11 protein-coding genes and 1 pseudogene are annotated in these 22,402 nt (G+C 59.5%); 9 read left to right on the top strand and 3 right to left on the bottom strand.

From position 1 onward, the window contains the following. Window positions 1-5: 5 nt before the first annotated feature. The 8 genes and pseudogenes from KQP88_RS11870 (at window position 6) to KQP88_RS11905 (ending at window position 16,738) form a co-directional block, all read left to right on the top strand. The gene (locus tag KQP88_RS11870) at window positions 6-3,686 is read left to right on the top strand and encodes a translocation/assembly module TamB domain-containing protein (protein ID WP_216705940.1); all 3,681 of its coding nucleotides are present in this window, start codon (window positions 6-8) and stop codon (window positions 3,684-3,686) included. A gap of 269 nt (window positions 3,687-3,955) precedes the next feature. After that, on the top strand, window positions 3,956-4,456 hold the full coding sequence (gene tpx, locus KQP88_RS11875) for a thiol peroxidase (RefSeq protein WP_198723963.1): 501 nt from the start codon (window positions 3,956-3,958) through the stop codon (window positions 4,454-4,456). A gap of 150 nt (window positions 4,457-4,606) precedes the next feature. Then, window positions 4,607-5,923 carry an MdtA/MuxA family multidrug efflux RND transporter periplasmic adaptor subunit gene (locus tag KQP88_RS11880; protein ID WP_200992315.1) on the top strand — a complete coding sequence of 439 codons (1,317 nt, stop codon included), beginning with the start codon at window positions 4,607-4,609 and terminating at the stop codon, window positions 5,921-5,923. Further along, the gene (locus KQP88_RS11885) at window positions 5,920-9,018 is read left to right on the top strand and encodes an MdtB/MuxB family multidrug efflux RND transporter permease subunit (protein WP_200992314.1); all 3,099 of its coding nucleotides are present in this window, start codon (window positions 5,920-5,922) and stop codon (window positions 9,016-9,018) included. The genes KQP88_RS11880 and KQP88_RS11885 overlap by 4 nt, the downstream gene beginning before the upstream one ends. Next, window positions 9,015-12,119 (top strand): efflux RND transporter permease subunit, encoded by a 3,105-nt coding sequence (locus tag KQP88_RS11890; protein WP_216705788.1) that lies wholly within the window; start codon window positions 9,015-9,017, stop codon window positions 12,117-12,119. The genes KQP88_RS11885 and KQP88_RS11890 overlap by 4 nt, the downstream gene beginning before the upstream one ends. Continuing rightward, window positions 12,116-13,576 carry an efflux transporter outer membrane subunit gene (locus KQP88_RS11895; protein ID WP_216705789.1) on the top strand — a complete coding sequence of 487 codons (1,461 nt, stop codon included), beginning with the start codon at window positions 12,116-12,118 and terminating at the stop codon, window positions 13,574-13,576. Before KQP88_RS11890 ends, KQP88_RS11895 begins: the two co-directional genes overlap by 4 nt. 179 nt (window positions 13,577-13,755) lie before the next feature. After that, window positions 13,756-15,819: pseudogene (locus tag KQP88_RS11900) on the top strand (putative bifunctional diguanylate cyclase/phosphodiesterase); the annotation flags it as partial. 172 nt (window positions 15,820-15,991) lie between these two features. Beyond that, the gene (locus tag KQP88_RS11905; protein ID WP_216705791.1) at window positions 15,992-16,738 is read left to right on the top strand and encodes an SDR family oxidoreductase; all 747 of its coding nucleotides are present in this window, start codon (window positions 15,992-15,994) and stop codon (window positions 16,736-16,738) included. 3 nt (window positions 16,739-16,741) lie between these two features. On the opposite strand, the gene mapR is transcribed toward KQP88_RS11905, so the two are convergent. The 3 genes from mapR to KQP88_RS11920 form a co-directional block, all read right to left on the bottom strand. After that, window positions 16,742-18,169: a GntR family transcriptional regulator MpaR gene (gene mapR / locus KQP88_RS11910; RefSeq protein ID WP_216705792.1), complete on the bottom strand. Its 1,428-nt coding sequence runs from the start codon at window positions 18,167-18,169 to the stop codon at window positions 16,742-16,744. Window positions 18,170-18,330: 161 nt separating this feature from the next. Continuing rightward, window positions 18,331-18,507, bottom strand: a complete 177-nt coding sequence (locus tag KQP88_RS11915; protein ID WP_216705793.1) for a hypothetical protein — start codon at window positions 18,505-18,507, stop codon at window positions 18,331-18,333. A 198-nt stretch (window positions 18,508-18,705) separates the two neighbouring features. Then, the gene (locus KQP88_RS11920) at window positions 18,706-19,677 is read right to left on the bottom strand and encodes an IS110 family RNA-guided transposase (RefSeq protein WP_216704101.1); all 972 of its coding nucleotides are present in this window, start codon (window positions 19,675-19,677) and stop codon (window positions 18,706-18,708) included. Window positions 19,678-20,360: 683 nt separating this feature from the next. Between KQP88_RS11920 and KQP88_RS11925 the strand changes: the two genes are divergently transcribed. Further along, entirely contained in the window at window positions 20,361-22,391 is a 2,031-nt protein-coding gene (locus KQP88_RS11925; RefSeq protein ID WP_216705794.1) for an alpha-1,4-glucan--maltose-1-phosphate maltosyltransferase, read from the top strand. The last annotated feature ends 11 nt before the right edge of the window (window positions 22,392-22,402 follow it).

A 22,402-nucleotide genomic window follows, 5' to 3' on the forward strand; every position in this document is an offset into this window, starting at 1 on the left:
AGCGTCTGAACATCAAGCGTGGGGCGAAGATCGCGGGTCTGGGGCTGGTCACGATCCTGCTGCTGTTGCTGGTGGGCACCTGGATGGCAGTGGGCACGCAGAGCGGCAGCCAGTGGGCACTGGCGCGAGTACCGGGTTTGCAGGTAGATAATTTCAGCGGTCGGCTGGGCGGACAATGGCGTGCTGACTCGGTGCTCTGGCAGCAGGGCGAGGACCGCGTTGAAGTCAGTGCCGTCCAGTTCGACTGGTCGCCTGGCTGCCTCTTGAAGATGACGCTGTGCATCGAGCAACTGCATGCCAATCAGGTGCGTATGCATTTCGCAGCCAGCGAAGAGCCTGCCAGCGAAGGCCCGCTGTCCTTGCCGCAACTGAAACTGCCCCTGGCGATTCGCTTGAATGACGTGCAGCTTGGCAGCCTGCAACTGGACGGCGTCGAGCAACTGAGTGATCTGAAACTGGCGGCGCACTGGACGGCTGATGGTCTGCAGATCGACTCGGCCCATTTGCAGCGCGACAGTCTGGTCCTCGACCTTGCCGGCCTGCTTAAGCCCGAAGGCGATTGGCCGCTGACTGCCAAGGGCACCTTGCAACTGCCGCCACAGGACGGACAGTCATGGACACTGGCGCTGGATATCACCGGCGAACTGCTCAAGACCCTGCAACTCAAGGCCGACAGCAGTGGTTACTTGCAGGGGCAGTTGAAAGGCGAGTTGCAAGCCCTGGCCGAACATCTGCCAGCCAAAGTGAACATCACCTCCGAGCGCTTCAAGCCCAGTGCCGGATTGCCGGATACCTTGCAGCTTGAGCAGGTGTTGCTCAATGCCGAAGGCAACCTCGACAGCGGCTACCAGATTACCGGCACCGCCAGCCTGCCCGCCGAACAAGGCCCGGTCGCTCTGGCGCTGCAAGGCCGTGTGGATGCCAAAGGCGCTGATATCACGGCGCTGCAACTGACCGCCAGTGAACAGCAGCATCTCACCCTCAACGGCCAGTTGAACTGGGAAAAAGCGTTCAAGGCCGATGCGAAAATCGACTGGCTGGACTTCCCGTGGCAGCGGCTTTATCCGCTGGCGAGCGAGCCTCAGGTCAGTCTGCGCACATTCAAGGGCGAGATTTCCTACACCGACGGCCAGTATCTGGGCAATTTCAGTTCAGACCTGGATGGCCCGGCAGGTGCTTTCAGCCTGGGCAGCCCGTTCAGTGGCGATTTGCAGCGAGTGTACCTGCCGCAACTGGAGCTGGTTGCAGGGCAGGGCAAGGCCAGCGGTCATCTGAATCTGCAGTTCGCCGATGGCATCGGTTGGGACACCGCTCTGGATCTGGGTTCCCTCGATCCGTCCTATTGGGTCGCGGAACTGCCGGGCACTCTGGCCGGGGTGCTGCGCAGCAAAGGGCAATTGAAAGACGAAAAGCTCGAACTCAATGCCGACCTGGATCTCAAGGGACGCTTGCGTGGTCAGCCCGCGGTGTTGCTGGTCAAAGCCGATGGCGCGGGTGAGCAATGGAACCTCGGTGCGCTGGATATACGCCTGGGCGACAACCGGATCCAGGGTCGCGGCAGCTTGCAGCAGCGTCTTGCAGGTCAGGTGGACCTCAATCTGCCTCGTCTTGGGCAGCTATGGCCACGATTGCAGGGGCGGATCAACGCAAAGCTGGATCTGGCCGGAACGTTCCAGGCCCCTCAGGGCAGGTTTGACCTGCAAGGCTCGCAACTGGCTTTGCAGGACAATCGCCTGCAAAACCTGACAGTGGCGGCTAGGCTCGATCAGGCCCAGCGGGCAACGGTCGATCTCAAGGGCAGCGGTATTCACGCCGGTGACACTGCATTGGGAACCTTGACCGTCAATGGGCAGGGCACGCTCAAGAACCAGCAGATGAAACTCGACCTGCAAGGCCCGTTGCTGAAACTGGCGCTGGCACTCGACGGTGCTCTGGATCAGGGCAACTGGCGAGGACGACTGGCCAGCGGCGCCATTCAGAGCGGCGGGCAGGACTGGAAACTGCAACAGCCTGCAAGGCTTGAACGTCTGGCCGACGGCAAGATCAACTTCGGTGCCCATTGCTGGGCTTCCGGGCAGGCAAGCCTGTGCGGTGAGGATCAGCGTCTGATGCCTGAGCCCCGGTTGCGTTATCACCTGAAGAACTTCCCCCTCGAAAGCCTGGCTCAGTGGCTGCCCAAGGACTTCGCCTGGAAAGGCGCGCTCAATGCCGATATCCGACTCGATCTGCCAGCCGCCGGGCCTGACGGGCAAATCACGGTCGATGCCAGCAACGGCACGCTGCGGGTACGGGAAAAGGAGCAGTGGCTGGACTTTCCTTATCGCAGCCTGAAACTCAGCAGCACCCTGAAACCACGCAGTATCGATTCGCGACTGGATTTCGATGGCGAGAAACTGGGCAAACTGCTGCTCACGGCACGAATCGACCCGCTGTCTCGCAACAAGAGCCTGAGTGGCGACTTCAACCTGTCCGGCCTGGACGTTTCCGTGGCGCGGCCCTTCGTGCCCATGGTGCAGAAACTCAATGGCCGCCTGAGTGGCAATGGTCGGCTGTCCGGTGGTCTGCTGGCACCTCAGGTCAATGGCAGTCTCAGCCTGGAGGGTGGTGAGGTTTCCGGTCCTGAATTGCCTATGGAGTTGCAGGATCTGAAAGTCCAGGCCCTGATTGCGGGGGAAAACGTACAGCTCAATGGCGGCTGGAAGAGCGGCGCGACCGGGCAGGGTACCGTGAGCGGGCAGGTGGCCTGGGGTCAGGCCCTGATGGTGGATATCAATCTCAAGGGCTCGCGCCTGCCGATTACCGTCGATCCTTATGTCGCCGTGGAAGCGGCGCCCGACCTGAAAATCGCCATGCACAACGACCGGTTGGGCATTTCCGGCAAGGTGCTGGTGCCCAAGGGCACGATCACGGTGCGCGAGTTGCCGCCTTCTACTGTGAAACTGTCGGGGGATACGGTCATCGTGGGCCAGCAGACCGAAGAGGGTGCGCCGCCGCTGGCCATGGCGATGGATATCGATGTCGAGGTCGGGCAGGAAAAACTGGCGTTCAGCGGCTTCGGGCTGACGGCCAACCTTGTCGGGCGTGTGCACATTGGCGACAACCTGGATACCCGTGGCGAACTGAACCTCAATGACGGGCGTTACCGCGCCTATGGCCAGCGTCTGAACATTCGCAAGGCTCGCCTGTTGTTTGCAGGCCCCATCGATCAGCCTTATCTGGATATCGAAGCGATTCGCCAGACCGACGAGATCATTGCCGGTATCCGCCTGACCGGCAGTGCCGATCAGCCCACTACCGAAGTGTTTTCCGAACCTGCCATGAGTCAGGAGCAGGCGCTGTCCTATCTGGTGATGGGCAGGCCGCTGGGCAATGACGGCGAAGACAGCAACATGGTTGCCCAGGCCGCCCTGGCGCTGGGCGTAGCGGGAAGTGCGTCGACGACCGGCAAACTGGCCGACAACCTCGGGATCAAGGACTTTGAACTCGATACCACCGGCACGGGCAACAAGACCAATGTCGTGGCCAGCGGCAAGATCACCGAAAAACTCAGTCTGCGCTATGGCGTGGGCGTGTTCGAGCCCGCCAATACCATCGCGCTGCGCTATATGCTGAGCAAAAGGGTGTATCTGGAAGCGGCCAGTGGCCTTGCCAGTTCGCTGGATATTTTTTATAAGCGGGATTTCTAGGGCGATGGCTCTATCCCGAGGCAATGCCGATCAATAAGGTTCATGAGTCACCTTGTGGGAGGCAGCTTGCTGGCGACTTCGCGTACAGACGCAGAATATCTGTCGGTTTTCAGGCCTTTTCGCCAGCAAGCTGCCTCCTGCACGTCTGTGCGCTGACTGATCAGCACGCCTGTTTCATGGCAGTTTTCGGAAATATCCGATCTAGGTAGTCTGACACTTTCGTGGTTAACTTCCGGCTCTTCAAAAACTCTGTAAAAGGACTTGGTTTCATGGCTCAAGTAACGCTCAAAGGCAACCCTGTACAAATCGCTGGCGACCTGCCGAAAACCGGCAGCGCTGCTCCCGCTTTCACTCTGGTCGGTGCCGGCCTTGCCGATGTGACCCTGGCTGACTTTGCGGGCAAGCGTAAAGTCCTGAACATCTTCCCAAGTGTCGATACTCCGACCTGCGCTACTTCCGTGCGCAAGTTCAACGCCCAGGCCAATGACGTCGCAAACGCCGTCGTGCTGTGCATTTCCGCTGACCTGCCATTCGCCCAGGCTCGCTTCTGTGGCTCGGAAGGTCTGGAGAACGTCCAGAACCTGTCTTCTTTCCGCAGTGCCGATTTCGGCAAGAACTACGGCGTTGAAATCGCCGATGGCGCTCTGGCTCACCTGACTGCCCGTGCTGTTGTCGTCCTGGACGAGAACAACAATGTATTGCACAGCGAGCTGGTGTCGGAAATCGCTGAAGAGCCAGACTATGCAGCGGCTCTGGCTGTACTGAAGTAATAAACGGCAACACTTCGGCGGCCTGAATCCGTTCAGGCCGTTTTTTTATTTGCGCTTCAACCGTTTAACAAAAGTAAGCGCTTGGTAAAGGCGCTTTGCTTGTAACTCGTCTGTGCTTATTGTTCAGCCTCCTGAAGAACCCCACCTGTAATGGTTGATTTATTCATGCAATCGTCTGGCCCCCGTAATTCCCGTCGCTGGTTGATCAGTCTGCTGGTCCTGTTGGTTATCGTCGGTTTGTGCTGGTGGTTCTGGCCTGCGTCCTCTCCGTCCCACAAGGGCGCCGAGTCGGGCAAGGCACCGGCAGCGGCAAGCGCAGGCAAAGCGGCGCGGCCAGGCTTCGGTGGTTCGGCGGCAGCGGTTCCGGTGCGGGTTGCCCCGGTGACCCAGGGCGACTTCCCGATCTATTACAAGGCGCTGGGCACGGTGACTGCGACCAACACCATTAATGTGCGCAGCCGTGTGGCGGGCGAACTGGTCCGTATCCACTTCCAGGAAGGGCAGATGGTCAAGGCGGGCGACCTTCTGGCCGAAATCGATCCACGGCCCTATCAGGTTGCGCTGCAACAGGCTGAAGGCACCCTGGCGACCAATCAGGCGCTGTTGAAGAACGCCCAGCTCGACGTGCAGCGTTACCGCGGTCTGTTCGCCGAGGACAGCATCGCCAAGCAGACCCTGGACACTGCCGAATCTCTGGTGAACCAGTACCAGGGGACCATCAAGTCCAATCAGGCGGCTGTGGCGGAGGCGAAGCTCAATCTGGACTTCACCCGCATCAAGGCCCCGATTGCCGGACGTGTCGGCCTCAAGCAACTGGACATCGGCAATCTGGTCGCTGCCAACGACACCACGGCACTGGTGGTGATTACCCAGACCCAGCCTATTTCGGTCAACTTCACCTTGCCGGAGAAAGACCTTTCAGCTGTCATTGCCCGTTACCGCAGCAGCGACAAATTGCCTGTCGAGGCCTGGGACCGGGGCGACCTCAAGTTGCAGGCCACCGGTGTGCTCGCCAGCCTGGACAACCAGATCGATGTCACCACCGGCACCCTGAAGTTCAAGGCCCGTTTTGAAAACCGCGATGAAGTGCTGTTCCCCAATCAGTTCGTGAATGTGCGCTTGCGTGCGGACACCCTCAAGCAAGCGGTGCTGGTACCTACAGCGGCCGTGCAGTTCGGCACAAATGGCACCTTTGTCTATGCGCTGGACGGCGACAAGAAGGTCAAGATCAACCTGCTCAAGACCGGCCCGAGCGATGAAACCTCGACCGTCGTGCTCGAAGGCCTGGCTGCCGGTGCCCAGGTCGTGCTCGAAGGCACCGACCGTCTGCGCGACGGTGCCGCAGTGGAGGTGGTCACTGACAGCAAGGACGTGCCGTCCACTCCAGGCCAGCAGTTGCAGGGCAAGCCTGACAAGGCCACCGATAAATCGGCCTCGGCCGACAAGGTGGAAAAAAACCAAGCATGAACATGTCGCGCCTGTTCATCCTGCGTCCGGTCGCCACCACGCTGAGCATGCTGGCGATTGTGCTGGCCGGTTTGATCGCCTACACCCTGTTGCCGGTTTCGGCCCTGCCACAGGTGGATTACCCGACCATCCGGGTCATGACCCTGTATCCGGGCGCCAGCCCGCAGGTCATGACCAGTGCCGTGACGGCGCCGCTGGAGCGACAGTTCGGGCAGATGCCGGGGCTGGACCAGATGGCGTCCACCAGTTCGGGTGGCGCGTCGGTCATCACCTTGCGTTTCAATCTTGAAATCAATATGGACGTGGCCGAGCAGGAGGTGCAGGCGGCCATCAATGCCGCGACCAACCTGTTGCCCAATGATCTGCCTGCGCCACCGGTCTACAACAAGGTCAACCCGGCGGATACGCCGGTCCTGACCTTGGCAATCACCTCCAGGACCATGCTGCTGCCCAAACTCAACGATCTGGTGGATACGCGCATGGCGCAGAAAATCTCCCAGATCAGCGGCGTCGGTATGGTCAGCATCGCGGGCGGGCAGCGTCAGGCGGTGCGGATCAAGGTCAACCCCGAAGCCCTGGCTGCCAACGGTCTGAATCTGGCGGATGTGCGCACGCTGATCAGTGCCTCCAACGTCAACCAGCCAAAGGGTAACTTCGATGGTCCGACCCGGGTGTCGATGCTCGATGCCAACGACCAGCTCAAGTCTCCCGAGGAATACGCCAACCTGATCCTGGCCTACAGCAATGGTGCGCCGCTGCGCCTGAAAGATGTGGCGCAGATCGTCGATGGTGCGGAAAACGAGCGACTGGCCGCCTGGGCCAACCGCAATCAGGCGGTGCTGCTTAATATCCAGCGTCAGCCCGGTGCCAACGTCATCGAGGTGGTCGACCGGATCAAGGCCTTGCTGCCCAGCATCACGGACAACCTTCCGGCCGGGCTGGATGTGGTTGTACTGACCGACCGCACCCAGACCATTCGTGCCTCCGTCACCGACGTTCAGCATGAGTTGCTGATCGCCATCGTGCTCGTGGTACTGGTGACCTTCCTGTTTCTGCGCCGTGTCAGCGCAACCATCATTCCGTCGATTGCCGTGCCGTTGTCCCTGATCGGCACGTTTGGCGTGATGTATCTGGCCGGTTTCTCCATCAACAACCTCACACTGATGGCCCTGACCATCGCTACCGGCTTTGTGGTGGACGATGCCATCGTGATGCTGGAGAACATTTCCCGGCATATCGAAGAAGGTGAAACACCTTTTCAGGCAGCCTTGAAGGGCGCGAAGCAGATCGGCTTCACGCTGATTTCCCTGACCCTGTCGCTGATTGCCGTATTGATCCCGCTGCTGTTCATGGCCGATGTGGTGGGGCGTTTGTTCCGGGAGTTCGCCATTACCCTGGCCGTGGCGATCCTGATTTCCCTTGTTGTATCCCTGACACTGACCCCGATGATGTGCGCCCGCTTGCTCAAGCGCGAGCCAAAGGAAGAAGAGCAGGGGCGTTTCTACCGCGCCAGCGGTGCCTGGATCGACTGGCTGATCCGCATCTATTCCGACAAGCTGCGCTGGGTACTCAAGCATCAGCCTCTGACTCTGCTGGTGGCCATCGGTACGATGGGTTTGACCGTCTTGCTTTACATGGCCGTTCCCAAGGGGTTCTTTCCGGTGCAGGACACTGGCGTGATCCAGGGGATTTCCGAAGCGCCACAGTCGGTGTCGTTCAAGTCCATGAGCGAGCGTCAGCAATCGCTGGCGGACATCATTCTCAAGGATCCTGCCGTTGCCAGCCTGTCTTCCTATATAGGTGTCGATGGTGACAACGCGACGCTCAACAGCGGCCGCCTCCTGATCAACCTCAAACCCCATGGCGAGCGCGACCTGACGGCCATGCAGGTCATCCAGCGTCTGCAACCTCAACTGGACGGCTTGTCGGGCATTCGTCTGTTCATGCAGCCGGTGCAGGACCTGACCATCGAAGACCGGGTCAGCCGGACCCAGTACCAGTTCAGCATGTCGTCACCCGACGCCGAACTGCTCAGTCTGTGGAGCGGCAAGCTGGTGGACGCCCTGAGCAAGCGCCCGGAACTGACCGATGTCGCCAGTGACCTGCAGGACAAGGGCTTGCAGGTTTACCTGATGATCGACCGCGATGCTGCAAGCCGCGTGGGCGTTACCGTGGCCAATATCACCGATGCGCTGTACGACGCTTTCGGTCAGCGGCAGATTTCCACCATCTACACCCAGGCCAGCCAGTATCGAGTGGTACTGCAGGCGGCTTCCGGCAACGAACTGGGTCCCAAGGCGCTGGAGCAGATTCACGTCAAGACCACCGATGGCGGTCAGGTCAAGCTATCGAGTCTGGCCAGGGTCGAGCAGCGTCAGGCACAACTGGCGATTGCCCATATGGGGCAGTTCCCGGCGGTCATGATGTCGTTCAACCTCGCACCTGATGTGGCGCTGGGCGAAGCGGTCAAGGTGATCGAGCAGGTACAGAAAGACATTGGTATGCCGATTGGCGTGCAGACCCAGTTCCAGGGCGCTGCCGCAGCGTTCCAGGCCTCGCTGTCCAGCACGCTGCTGCTGATCCTGGCGGCGGTGGTGACCATGTACATCGTGCTGGGCGTGCTCTACGAGAGTTATATCCACCCGATCACCATTCTCTCGACCCTGCCATCGGCAGCGGTGGGCGCCTTGCTGGCCCTGATGATCAGCGGCAACGATCTGGGGATGATCGCCATTATCGGCATCATTCTGCTGATCGGTATCGTCAAGAAGAACGCCATCATGATGATCGACTTCGCCCTGGACGCCGAACGTAATCGCGGCATCGACCCCGAGACGGCCATCTATGAAGCGGCGTTGCTGCGTTTCCGGCCGATTCTGATGACGACCCTGGCGGCGCTGTTCGGCGCGATACCGCTGATGCTGGCCACCGGCTCCGGCGCAGAGCTGCGCCAGCCGCTGGGACTGGTGATGGTTGGCGGCCTGTTGCTCAGCCAGATCCTCACGCTGTTCACGACCCCGGTGATCTACCTGTACTTCGATCGTCTGGGCCGTCGCTGGGCGCGCAAGTCTGACTCAAGACAGGTCGAAGCATGAACCTGTCCGCACCCTTTATCAGCAGGCCGGTCGCCACCGTCCTGCTGAGTCTGGCAATCATGCTGCTGGGCGCGGTCAGTTTCAGGCTGTTGCCCGTGGCGCCGTTGCCGAACATGGATTTCCCGGTGATTGTGGTGTCGGCCAGCCTGCCGGGCGCGAGTCCCGAGATCATGGCCTCCAGTGTGGCCACGCCACTGGAGCGCTCCTTGGGGTCCATCGCCGGCATCAATACCATGAGCAGCAGTTCGAGCCAGGGTACGACCCGGGTGATCCTGCAGTTCGACCTGGACCGGGATATCAACGGTGCGGCGCGGGAAGTGCAGGCGGCAATCAACGCCTCGCGCAATCTGTTGCCCAGCGGTATGCGCAGCATGCCGACCTACAAGAAGGTCAACCCTTCCCAGGCACCGATCATGGTGCTGACCCTGACTTCCGATGTGCTGGAAAAAGGGCAGCTCTACGATCTGGCTTCCACCATCCTGTCCCAGAGCCTGTCTCAGGTGACCGGTGTCGGCGAAGTGCAGATTGGCGGCAGTTCGCTGCCGGCCGTGCGTATCGAGCTGGAACCGAACATGCTGGACCAGTACGGTGTTTCCCTCGACGAAGTGCGTACCACCATCACCGGCTCCAACGTGCGTCGCCCCAAGGGTTTTGTCGAAGACAGCCAGCATAACTGGCAGGTCCAGGCCAACGACCAGCTGGAAAAGGCCAAGGATTACGCGCCACTGATCATTCGCTATCAGGATGGCGCGGCACTGCGTCTCAAGGATGTGGCCAAGGTCAGCGACGCCGTGGAAAACCGCTACAACAGTGGTTTCTTCAATGATCAGTCGGCGGTGCTGCTGGTCATCAACCGTCAGGCCGGTGCCAACATCATCGAGACGGTGGCGCAGATCAAGGAGCAGTTGCCTGCCTTGCAGGCGGTCTTGCCTGCCAGTGTGAAGCTGAACATCGCCATGGACCGTTCGCCGGTCATCAAGGCCACGCTGCATGAAGCCGAGATGACCCTGCTGATCGCCGTGGTTCTGGTGATTCTGGTGGTGTTCCTGTTTCTGGGCAGTCTGCGGGCCTCTCTGATCCCGACACTGGCGGTGCCGGTTTCCCTGGTGGGCACGTTCGCCATCATGTACCTGTGTGGCTTCTCCCTGAACAACCTGTCGCTGATGGCCCTGATTCTGGCTACCGGGCTGGTGGTGGACGACGCAATCGTGGTGCTGGAGAACATTTCCCGGCACATCGATGAAGGTGTCCCGCCCCTGAAGGCGGCTTACCTGGGGTCCAAGGAAGTCGGTTTCACGCTGTTGTCCATGAACGTTTCGCTGGTGGCCGTGTTCATCTCGATCCTGTTCATGGGCGGCCTGGTGGAAAGCCTGTTCCGGGAGTTCTCCATCACGCTGTCGGTGGCGATCATCGTTTCACTGCTGGTTTCCCTGACGTTGACGCCGATGCTCTGCGCGCGCTGGCTCAAGCCTCAGAAGCAGGAAAAGACTGCTTTTCAACGCTGGAGCCAGCGCGTCAACGATCGCATGGTGGTCGGCTATGACCGTTCCCTTGGCTGGGTGCTGCGCCACCCGCGTCTGACGCTGCTCAGCCTGCTGATTACCATCGTGGTGAACGTCGCGTTGTATGTGGTGGTGCCCAAGACCTTCCTGCCGCAGCAGGATACGGGGCAACTGATGGGGTTCATTCGTGGCGATGACGGTCTTTCGTTCACTGTGATGCAGCCCAAGATGGAAATCTTCCGCCGCGCCGTGCTGGCCGACCCTGCCGTGCAGAGTGTCGCGGGCTTTATCGGCGGCAGTGGCGGCACCAACAATGCTTTCATGATCGTGCGCCTCAAGCCGGTTTCCGAGCGCAAGCTGTCTGCTACCCAGGTGGTCGAGCGTCTGCGCAAGAACCTGCCCCATGTGCCGGGCGGGCGATTGTTCCTGGCGCCGGATCAGGATCTGCAACTGGGCGGTGGTCGTGAACAGGCCAGTTCCCAGTATCAATACATCCTGCAAAGCGGTGACCTGCCCAGCCTGCGCGAGTGGTATCCGAAAGTCGTGGCAGCCCTCAAGGCGTTGCCTGAGCTGACCGCCATCGACGCCCGTGAAGGGCGCGGCGCCCAGCAGGTCACGCTGGTGGTCAATCGGGATGCGGCCAAGCGCCTGGGTATTGACATGAACATGGTGACCACCGTGCTCAACAACGCCTATAGCCAGCGTCAGGTTTCCACTATCTATGACACCCTGAACCAGTATCAGGTGGTGATGGAGGTCAATCCCCGATACGCGCAGGACCCGGTCACGTTGCAGCAGGTGCAGGTGATTACTGCAGACGGGCAGCGCGTGCCATTGTCGAGCATTGCCCATTACGAGCGCAGTCTTGCCAATGACCGGGTGTCCCATGAAGGCCAGTTCGCTTCGGAAAGCATCTCCTTCGATCTGGCCGAAGGCGTCAGCCTCGACACGGCGACAGTGGCCATCGAGCGTGCGATTGCCAGGGTCGGCTTGCCTTCGGAAGTCATTTCCAAGATGGCCGGTGCCGCCGACGCCTTTGCGGCCACTCAGAAAGGCCAGCCACTCATGATTCTCGGGGCCTTGCTGGCGGTTTATCTGGTGCTGGGGATTCTTTACGAAAGCTACATTCATCCCTTGACGATCCTCTCGACCCTGCCGTCGGCCGGTGTCGGAGCCTTGCTGAGCATCTATGTGCTGGGCGGGGAATTCAGCCTGATCTCCCTGTTGGGGCTGTTTCTGCTCATCGGGGTCGTGAAGAAAAACGCCATCATGATGATCGACCTGGCCCTGCATCTGGAACGTGAATCAGGAATGACGCCCCAGGAATCGATCCGCAGTGCCTGCCTGCAACGTCTGAGGCCGATCCTCATGACCACGATTGCTGCCATTCTGGGTGCCTTGCCGCTCCTGCTGAGTAATGCCGAAGGTGCGGAAATGCGCCGTCCGCTGGGCCTGACGATTATCGGCGGGCTGGTCTTCAGCCAGATTCTGACCCTTTACACCACCCCCGTGGTTTACCTCTATCTCGACCGGCTGCGCCACCGATTCAATCGCTGGCGTGGCGTGCGCACCGATGCTGCTCTGGAAACCCCGCTATGACTGACCATCCGGCAATCAAATCCAACCCGCAGTGGCTTGTCCGGCCCTTGGCAACGGGGCTTTGCGTCCTGCTGCTGAGCGCCTGTGCCGTAGGGCCTGACTACCACAAGCCGTCAGTGACCACGCCTTTGCAGTTCAAGGCGGCCGAAGGCTGGCGTCAGGCGACACCGAGCGATGCCATGGCCCGTGGCGCATGGTGGGAGGTTTATGGCGACAGTGAACTCAATGCGCTGGTGGAGCGGCTCAACAGCTCCAACCAGACGGTTGCGCAATACGAAGCCCAGTACCGGCAGGCCAGGGCATTGGTGCGCAGTTCCCGTGGCGCGCTGTTTCCCACGCTGGACCTGACGGCTGGCAAGACCCGCTCGAGCCAGGGTTCCTCCAGCAGCAGTACCTCAAGTTCCAGTGGCATCAACGACTCCTACAATGCTCAACTGGGCGTGAGTTGGGAGGCCGATATCTGGGGCAAGTTGCGCCGTGGCCTGGAAGCCGACACCGCCAGCGCCCAGGCCAGCCTTGCGGATCTGGCTGCCATGCAGTTGAGCCTGCAATCGGAGCTGGTGCAGAACTACCTGCAATTGCGGGTGCTGGATGAGCAGAAGCGTTTGCTGGAGTCCACTGTCCAGGCTTACGAACGCTCCCTGACCATGACCCGCAATCAGTATCAGGCCGGTATTTCCGGTCGTGAAGCCGTAGCCCAGGCCCAGACCCAGCTCAAGACCACCCAGGCCGATCTGATCGACCTGACCTGGCAGCGTGCTCAGTTCGAGAATGCCATTGCCGTGCTGATGGGGATGGCGCCGGCCGAGTTCAATCTGCCTGCCACGACCACGATCCCCGAGTTGCCGCAGATTCCGGTGGGTATTCCTTCGCAACTGCTGGAGCGCCGTCCCGATATCGCGGCTGCCGAACGCTCGATCATGGCTGCCAACGCCAATATCGGTGTCGCCAAGGCTGCTTACTACCCGGATTTCACCCTGAGCCTGAGTGGCGGCTATAACAGCAATTCGTTTTCCAACTGGATCAGCCTGCCGAACCGCTTCTGGTCGGTCGGGCCGCAAATGGCCCTGACGCTGTTCGATGCTGGCAGACGCTCTGCGGAAGTCGATCGCATTGAGGCCGTCTATGACCAGACCGTTGCGCAATACCGGCAAACGGTCCTGAACGGCTTCCAGGAAGTGGAAAACTACATGGTTCAGCTCAAGGTTTACGAGGAGGAAGCGGCCGTTCGGCAGGAAGCGCTGGATGCTGCCCGTGAATCCCTGCGCCTGACCAGCAACCAGTACAAGGCCGGAGTCATCGGCTATCTGGACGTGGTCAATGTGCAGACCACCGCGCTGAGCAACGAGCGCAGCGTCTTGAATGTGCTGCAAAGTCGCCTGATTGCCAGTGTGCAGCTGATCGCCGCAATGGGTGGTGGCTGGGATTCCCGGAGTGGTCTGCAGATCAAGGAGTGATCAGCACATAGAGGAGGGCGGATGGCGTCAATGTGCTATCCGTCTGAAATAGTTAATTTGTATGTGGCTAATAGCCATATTTGTGAGCGCCTGACGCGACATTTTCCTGCTTTTGCGTAGAATTGCCAGCAACTGTTTGGCATGGATGCGTTAACCGGATCCATGTCACAGGAGCGCTCATGTTGACTGGTCATTACACGCCCTCACTGGTCTTCATCTCCATATTCGTTGCGATTCTTGCTTCGTATACCGCTCTCGATCTGGCAGGCCGGATTGCTTCGGCCAAAGGCCGCGCCGTTTACATATGGATGGGCGGCGGAGCCTTTGCCATGGGCATCGGCATCTGTTCCATGCACTTTATCGGGATGCTGGCTTTCCAGTTGCCCATCGAGGTGGGGTTCGATATCTCCCTGACCCTGTGGTCACTGCTGATTGCCATGGTGTCTTCGGGGATTGCCTTGTGGCTGGTCAATCAACCGCAATTACCCCTGTCTCACCTTGCGCTCGGCGCCTTGTTCATGGGTGGCGGCATCAGTGCCATGCATTACACCGGCATGGCTGCGATGAGTATGCAGCCCGGCATCGAATACGACCCCTTTCTGTTTATCCTGTCCTTGCTGATTGCCGTGGGGGCTTCAGCGGCGGCCATCTGGATTGCCTTCCGTTTGCGTAACCGGACTTCCAATGTGTTTCTGGTCCGTGCCGGGGCTGCGGTGGTCATGGGCATGGCCATCGTCGGCATGCACTACACCGGCATGGCGGCGGCCAGTTTTCCCGAAGGCAGCTTCTGCGGCGCGCTGGGTAACGGGCTCAAAACCGACGGCCTGGACAAGCTGGTGCTGGTCACCAGCCTGGCGGTGCTGACGATCGTGCTCCTGAGCTCGATCCTCGATGCCCGCCTGGAAGCCCGCACTGCCGTGCTGGCCAATTCGCTGATGGAAGCCAATCGCGAACTGACCCACCTGGCCTTGCATGACAGCCTGACCAGTCTGCCCAACCGTGTACTGCTGGCGGATCGTATCGAGCAGGCCATGAAGAAGGCGAACGAAAGTGGCGGCTATTTTGCACTTATGTTCATGGATCTGGATGGCTTCAAGCCGGTAAACGATGCGTTCGGTCATCATGTCGGCGATCAGTTGTTGCGTCAGGTCGCGTTGCGCCTGCGGGAAAACCTGCACCGCCATGACACACTGGCGCGTATCGGTGGCGATGAGTTCGTGCTGCTGATGGAGTTGCAGGATGTCGAAGATGCATTGGCCGTGGCTTCCCGTCAGGTGAATGTGATTGCCCAACCGTTCGAGATTGCCGGGCACACTCTGCAGGTTTCGGTCAGCATCGGGATCTGCATGTACCCGGGCAATGGCCAGACCCTGCATGAACTGCTGATGAACGCCGACGCAGCGATGTACCACGCCAAGGCTGCCGGCAAGAACGGTTACAGCTTCTTCGAGTCCTCGATGAACGCCAATGCCCGCAATCAGATGCAAGTCCTGCAAGACTTGCGCACAGCCATCAAGCTCAAGCATTTCTCTCTGCACTATCAGCCCAAGTTCGATGCGGTCACCAATACGCCTGTCGGGGCTGAAGCCTTGCTGCGCTGGAATCACCCGGAGCAGGGCATGCTCGGGCCGGACACGTTCATCGAACTGGCGGAAAAGACCGGTCTGATTATCCCGATTGGCGAATGGGTGCTCGATGAAGCCTGTCGCCAGATGAGTGAGTGGTATGCCCAGGGCTACACCCACTGGCGTATTGCGGTGAACCTGTCGGCCTTGCAGTTCTGTCATGCCGGGCTGGTTATGACGGTCGCCAATACCTTGTCCAGACACCGGCTCGCGCCCAATTGCCTGACCCTGGAAATCACCGAAACCACGGCCATGAGCAACGCCGAGGTCACCATGGAGGTCTTGCAGAAGCTCTCGGCCATGGGCGTCGATATTTCCATTGACGATTTCGGCACCGGTTATTCCAGCCTGATGTACCTCAAGCATCTGCCAGCCAATGAAATCAAGATCGACCGTGGTTTCGTTCGTGACCTGGACCATGACCTCGATGATGCCGCCATCGTTTCAGCCATCGTCGCCGTGGGCCGGGCCCTGGACTTGCGTATTGTTGCCGAAGGCGTCGAAAACAGTGTCCAGCAGAGCTTTCTTACCAACCTGGGTTGCAATGCCTTGCAGGGCTACCTGCTGGGGCATCCGCTGCCTGCGCAACAATTCATGAGTCATATCCAGTCGATCGAGGAGGAGTCATCGCCGAGGCTGAATGGAACGATGGTTGAAATACAGGATGGCGTTCATATCAAAACGCTGGCAGGATCGATTCTGCATGCGAGCGCCGTGGGTCCGCTAGGCTCTGTGTGAGCAACGGATCCCTGGCGATCCCTGGCCCCTGAAAAACCCACGAGAGACATTCATGGATAAAGTCCTCCTCATTACCGGCGGCTCCCGCGGGATCGGTGCTGCCACGGCGCTTCTGGCTGCTTCGCACGGTTATCGAATCTGCATCAATTACCTGTCCGACCATGCTTCTGCCGAGAAAATATGTACCCGGGTACGGGAACTGGGCGCGCAGGCCATTACGGTACAGGCCGATGTCAGTAACGAGGACGAAATCATTCGCCTCTACGCGCGTATCGATTCAGAGCTGGGGCCTGTCACTCACCTGGTCAACAACGCCGGGACCATTGCCCATACCTCGCGACTGGACGACATGTCCGAGTTCCGCATGCTCAAGATCATGATGACCAACGTGGTCGGCCCGATGCTGTGCAGCAAGCACGCCTTGTTGCGCATGTCGCCGCGCCATGGCGGTAACGGTGGCTGCATCGTCAACGTGACCTCGGCTGCCGCCCGACTGGGCGCGCCGGGGGAATATATCGATTACGCCGCTTCCAAGGGCGCACTGGATACCTTCACCACCGGCTTGTCCAAGGAGGTCGCGGGCGAGGGGATTCGGGTCAATGCGGTAAGACCGGGGTTCATCTTCACCGATTTCCATGCCTTGAGCGGCGACCCGTTTCGGGTCAGCAAGCTTGAAGGAGATATCCCCATGTGCCGCGGTGGCAAACCCGAAGAGGTGGCCGAGACGATTATCTGGCTGCTGTCGGACCAGGCCTCATACGTGACCGGCACATTCATCGATGCGGCGGGCGGGCGCTGAAACTCAGTTGTCCAGCAGCGAACGAATGATACGCCCCAGGGTTTCCATGGCCTTTTCGCAGGCCGTGGTCCAGGGGCTGCCGTAGTTCAGGCGAATGCAGTTGCCAAAACGTCGGGTCGGCGAAAAGATCGGCCCCGGCGCAATACTGATCCCTTGTGCCAGCGCCACCTGGAAGACTTTCAGCGAGTCGAGGGGTTCCGGCAACTCGACCCACAGAAAATAACCGCCTACCGGCTGGCTGACCCGGGTCTGTGTCGGGAAGTACCGACCGATGGCGCCCAGCATGGCCCGCTGCTGATCTTCCAGTGCGTAGCGCAGCTTGCGCAGGTGCCGGTCATAGCCGCCGTGCTGCAGATAGTCCGCAATGGCTGCCTGAGCGGGCATTGAGGCGCACAGTGACGTCATCAATTTCAGGCGTTCGATCTTCTGTGCATAACGGCCTGCCGCCACCCAGCCGATCCGGTAACCCGGTGCCAGACTTTTGGAAAACGAGCCGCAGTGCATGACCAGTCCGTCGGTATCGAAAGCCTTGGCCGGCTTCGGTGCCTGAGGGCCGTAATAGAGTTCGGCGTAGGCATCATCCTCGATCAATGGCACCTGATGCTCGCGCAACAACTCCACCAGCTCACGCTTGCGCGCTTCGGGCACCAGCGCGCCGGTAGGGTTCTGAAAGGTGGTCATGCACCAGCAGGCCTTGATCGGGTGGTGCTCCAGCGTCTGCTTCAACACGCCCAGATCGATACCGTCACGGGGATGCGTCGGAATCTCCACCGCCTTGAGTTTCAGGCGCTCCAGCACTTGCAGGCAGGCATAGAACGCCGGAGCTTCGATGGCCACCAGATCACCCGGCTCGGTGACGGCCTGCAGGCACAGGTTCAGGGCTTCCAGTGCGCCGTTGGTAATCAGCAATTCCTCCATGGGCAACACCAGGCCGTTGACCATGTAGCGCAAGGCAATCTGGCGACGCAACTGTGGATTGCCCGGCGACATGTCGGTGACCACCATGCGCGGGTCCATTTCACGGCTGGCGCTGGCCAGTGAGCGGGAAAGGCGCGGCAGCGGAAACAGCATCGGACTGGGGAAAGCCGAGCCGAAGGGCACGGTATTGGGGTCCTTGATGGAGTCCAGCACCGAAAACACCAGCTCACTGACATCCACCTCGGTGGATTCATTGACCTGAGTGCTGGCCTGCGGCTCGCTGAACGGTTTGGGAGCATTGCCGACAATGCTGTTGACGAAATACCCCGAGCGCGCCCGCGCCCGAATCAGCCCGCGACGCTCCAGCAGGTAATAGGCCTGGAACACGGTGGAAGGGCTGATGCCATGGGTCTGGCTTGCATAACGCACAGAAGGCACCCGCTGATCCGGCCCCAACACGCCACTGCGAATCAACTCGGCTACATCGTCGGCATACTTCTCGTAACGCTTCATGGCATCACCATTGATCAAGTGGCCTGACTATAGAGGCGAGACTGTTTGCAGAACAGATGCAGGTTGGGTTGGAAAATACGGATCAGATGTGTTCGGCTCTTCGCGACTGAAGTCGCTCCTACAGGGGGGGGTGGGAGCGAATTCATTCGCGAAAAGCCCGGTCATTTCGGCAAGTCATCCATCACAATCACAGGTGGCTCCTGCGGCGGTGGATCGCCCGCCGGTGGCTGAATCACCGGCGGCATGGTCGGTGGCGGCTCTTCGGCGGGAGGCGGCACGGGCAGGGCGGGATTATCGATATTCGGATCCGGTGTTTCGGCAGGAATGGGGATATTCATGGTGTTCACCTCGATACCAGATAAGTGGCGGTCGTGATGTTTGACAGTCGGGTGCGGTTTTGAATTCAGACTGTTTTGTCCTGAGATGACTGCGCACATTTACCTCAAAGCCATCTCTCATCAAACAAGATGGAACATGCGGCATTGTAGATACCGTCTTGATCAGCCCCTTGCAATACCGGATGTAAGGGGCGTCTTTTACACAGCCATCGCATATTTAGGATCGTATGGCTTGCCTGACTTGATCACGCCATACACCAGGTGCAAGAGCTTACGCATGGCTGCGCAGATGATCTGTTGGGGCGCTTTGCCTCGCGCCTTGAGCCTATCGCTTTGAGCCTTAATCACGGCGTTATGGCGGGAGGCCACAATGCCGGGCATATACAGGCTTTTACGCAGTCTGGCGGACCCGGTTTTGGAGATGGGCGTCGGCCCTGTGTATTCACCTGATTGGTCAGGTACCGGGTTAAGGCCGGCAAATGCCACAATGGCACGAGCCCCTTTGTACTTAAGTGGATCCCCAAGCTCTGCCAGCAGAGAGGCCGCACTTGTGTCACCCAGACCGTCGATTGATACGATCAAATCACGCTTGCCGCGCAGATCGGGATCGTCATCAATGTGCTGACGAATCTTTTTTCTGGTGTGTTCGATCTGCTCGTCAAGGGAGTCGATGAGCGACCGTATGGAGTGCTGAACGCTGACGTCGCAAACTTCCAGGCGATTGGCTTCCATCTGCCGCATTTCCTGCAAGTCCTCCAGTCGGCGTACCAGCGCCCGTAAACGCCGCTGTGACGGAGGTTCCGGTGTCCACTCTCGCAGTTTGTGAGTTCGCTCAGAACCGTACCGGGCAATGAGCTTGGCGTCTGCCTTGTCCGTCTTGACTCGCCGCAGATCCTCTTTGCCATAGGCATGAATGATGGCTGGATTGAGCACTGCGACCTTGAATCCTCTGGCGTAGAGAAATTCAGCCAAGGCTTCGTAGTAGATGCCCGTTGCTTCCATGACGACCCAGCAGGCTTTCTCTGCATGCGTTTCCAGCCACTGCTCGAACTGATTGAAACCAGCCTCCGTATTGGCCAGCTTGGCTTTGGTACGAAATTTTTGGTTGCCCTGGAGCAGAGCGATATCAAAGGTTTTCTTAGCGCAATCGACGCCGACAGCTACAGGCATATGGGCTCCTTGATCAGTTGGGTGATGATCGAGCTGCACTCTGTCCAGCCTTGCAATTCAATACGTGCTCACGTCACTGACGGGCACCAGATACCGTTCGGACTTGCTGAGTGAGGGTGGAGGGCCAGAGCTCAATCTACGTATTGCAGGCTCTGGGCCTTAGGAGCGCGACAGCTTCTTGGCCCTCCCTCGATGATCAGTCGAGAACTATCGACACCAGAAATGTCGATAGTTGCCATACAAGGAGCGCGCTTGCCCGCGACCGGCTGCGTAGCAGTCGTAGATTTTGCGAGCGCTTCGCACTCGGTCGTCGGAGTGCCGCCTAGGGCAAGCGCGCTCCTTGTTTGCTGCGCGACAGCGCGGCTCCGACTCCCACCGCTTCAACGCTGCCCGCTTGACATACCTCCCCAAAAAAGCCGACAAACGGTCGTCCAGGTTTTGCTTTCCTTAGCCGCTCAGGCGTTATGCGCTGTGGAATGGCCCAGCTCTGAGCTGACAGATTCGTCTACGCTGAGGCTCGTTCTCAAACTTTTTGAACTTTGCCTGTGCAGGCGGCTCGGAAAACCATGCGACAGATTGAGACGAATCAGGACTGTCTTTCCCTGTCCGCACCGCATCGATACAAAACCTTTTTCTGCATGGATTGCACAGGAGCGTCCCAGGGGCGTGAGGAGTGATGCTCGATGAATGTGACTGCTGATCAGCCATACGGCCCGGATTCTCTGGCCACTGATGTTCCACACCCAACCCGTCCCTTGACCCTGACCCAAGCCCTGCAATTGCCGCGCATCGTGATCGAAGACACCATGCCGGTGATCGATGGCGGGTTGTTTGCCGTGAAGGGCATCGTCGGGCAGAAGGTCACGGTGACCAGCAAGGTGTTTGCCGACGGGCATGACAAGCTGGCGGTGCGTGTCTGTTGGCGGGCCGATGGTGAAGAGAACTGGCAGGATGCTTCGCTGCGTGACCTGGGCAATGACAGCTGGATCGGTGAGTTCACCCCGACATCGGTTGACCGTTACGTGTTTCGCCTGGAGGCCTGGATCGATCAGTACGCCAGCTATCGCTACGAACTGGAGAAAAAGTTCGCAGCCGGTGTGTCAATCGAGCTGGAGCTGGAAGAAGGGCGCCTGCATCTGCTGCATGCGGCCGAACGCAGTCAGGGAGCCTTGCGTCAGCAGATCGAAAGCGTTCTCGAACGTCTCGGCCAGATAGACGCCGATGGCCGTGTCGCATTGCTCTTGCACAGTGAAACCTCGGCCTTGATGGTTCAGGCAGACAACCGTGCGTTTCTGAGCCGCAGCATCGAGTTTCCGCTGGATGTGGAACGGCAACTGGCGCAGTTCGCCAGCTGGTATGAGTTGTTTCCCCGCTCGATCACTGATGACCCGGCGCGGCATGGCACCTTCAATGATGTGCACTCGCGCCTGCCGATGATCCGGGACATGGGCTTCGATGTGCTGTATTTCCCGCCCATCCATCCCATTGGCCGCGCCCATCGCAAAGGCCCCAATAACTCGCTGACCGCAGGCCCGGATGATCCTGGTAGCCCTTATGCCATTGGCAGTGAAGACGGCGGCCATGAGGCCATTCACCCGCAACTGGGTACCCTTGAGGACTTCCGTAGTCTGGTAGCGGCCGCCGCAGAGCATGGTCTGGAAATCGCTCTGGATTTTGCCATTCAGTGTTCTCAGGATCACCCGTGGCTCAAGCAGCATCCGGGCTGGTTCTCCTGGCGTCCGGACGGCACCATCCGTTATGCGGAAAACCCGCCGAAGAAATATCAGGACATCGTCAACGTCGACTTCTATACCGCCGATGCGATTCCCAGCCTCTGGCTGGAGTTGCGGGATATCGTGCTGGGCTGGGTCGAGGAGGGTGTGAAGATCTTTCGGGTCGATAACCCGCACACCAAGCCGTTGCCGTTCTGGCAGTGGATGATCGATGACATTCGTCGTCAGCACCCCGATGTGATGTTTCTGGCCGAGGCTTTTACCAAGCCCGCGATGATGGCACGGCTGGGCAAGGTCGGTTACTCCCAGAGCTATACCTATTTCACCTGGCGCAACACCAAGGCCGAGCTGTCCGAATACCTGACCCAGCTCAATCAGGCGCCATTGCGTGATTGCTATCGCCCCAACTTCTTCGTCAATACGCCGGACATCAATCCGTATTTTCTCCATGAGTCGGGGCGCGCGGGTTTTCTGATCCGTGCTGCGCTGGCCACCATGGGCTCGGGCCTGTGGGGCATGTATTCGGGCTTCGAGTTGTGCGAGTCGGCTCCGATCCCCGGCAAGGAGGAATACCTGGACTCCGAGAAGTATGAGATCCGGGTCCGGGACTTCACGGCACCGGGCAATATCATTGCCGAGATCGCCCAGCTCAACCGCATTCGCAGGCAGAACCCGGCCCTGCAGACGCATCTGGGCCTGAAGCTGTATGCGGCCTGGAACGACAATATTCTGTATTTCGGCAAGCGCTCGGATGATGGCAGCAACTTCATTCTGGTCGCGGTCAGCCTCGATCCGTTCAATGCCCAGGAAGCGCACTTCGAGTTGCCGCTGTGGGACATGGGGTTGCCCGACGATGCTGCAACGTCGGGTGAAGACCTGATGACCGGGCATCGCTGGACCTGGTACGGCAAGATTCAGTGGATGCGAATCGACCCTTCGTATCAGCCATTTGGCATCTGGCGTATCCAGGCCGCGAATTGAAGAGGCAGGAG

This window comes from Pseudomonas lijiangensis (genome assembly GCF_018968705.1).
In the GTDB taxonomy this organism is placed as follows: domain Bacteria; phylum Pseudomonadota; class Gammaproteobacteria; order Pseudomonadales; family Pseudomonadaceae; genus Aquipseudomonas; species Aquipseudomonas lijiangensis.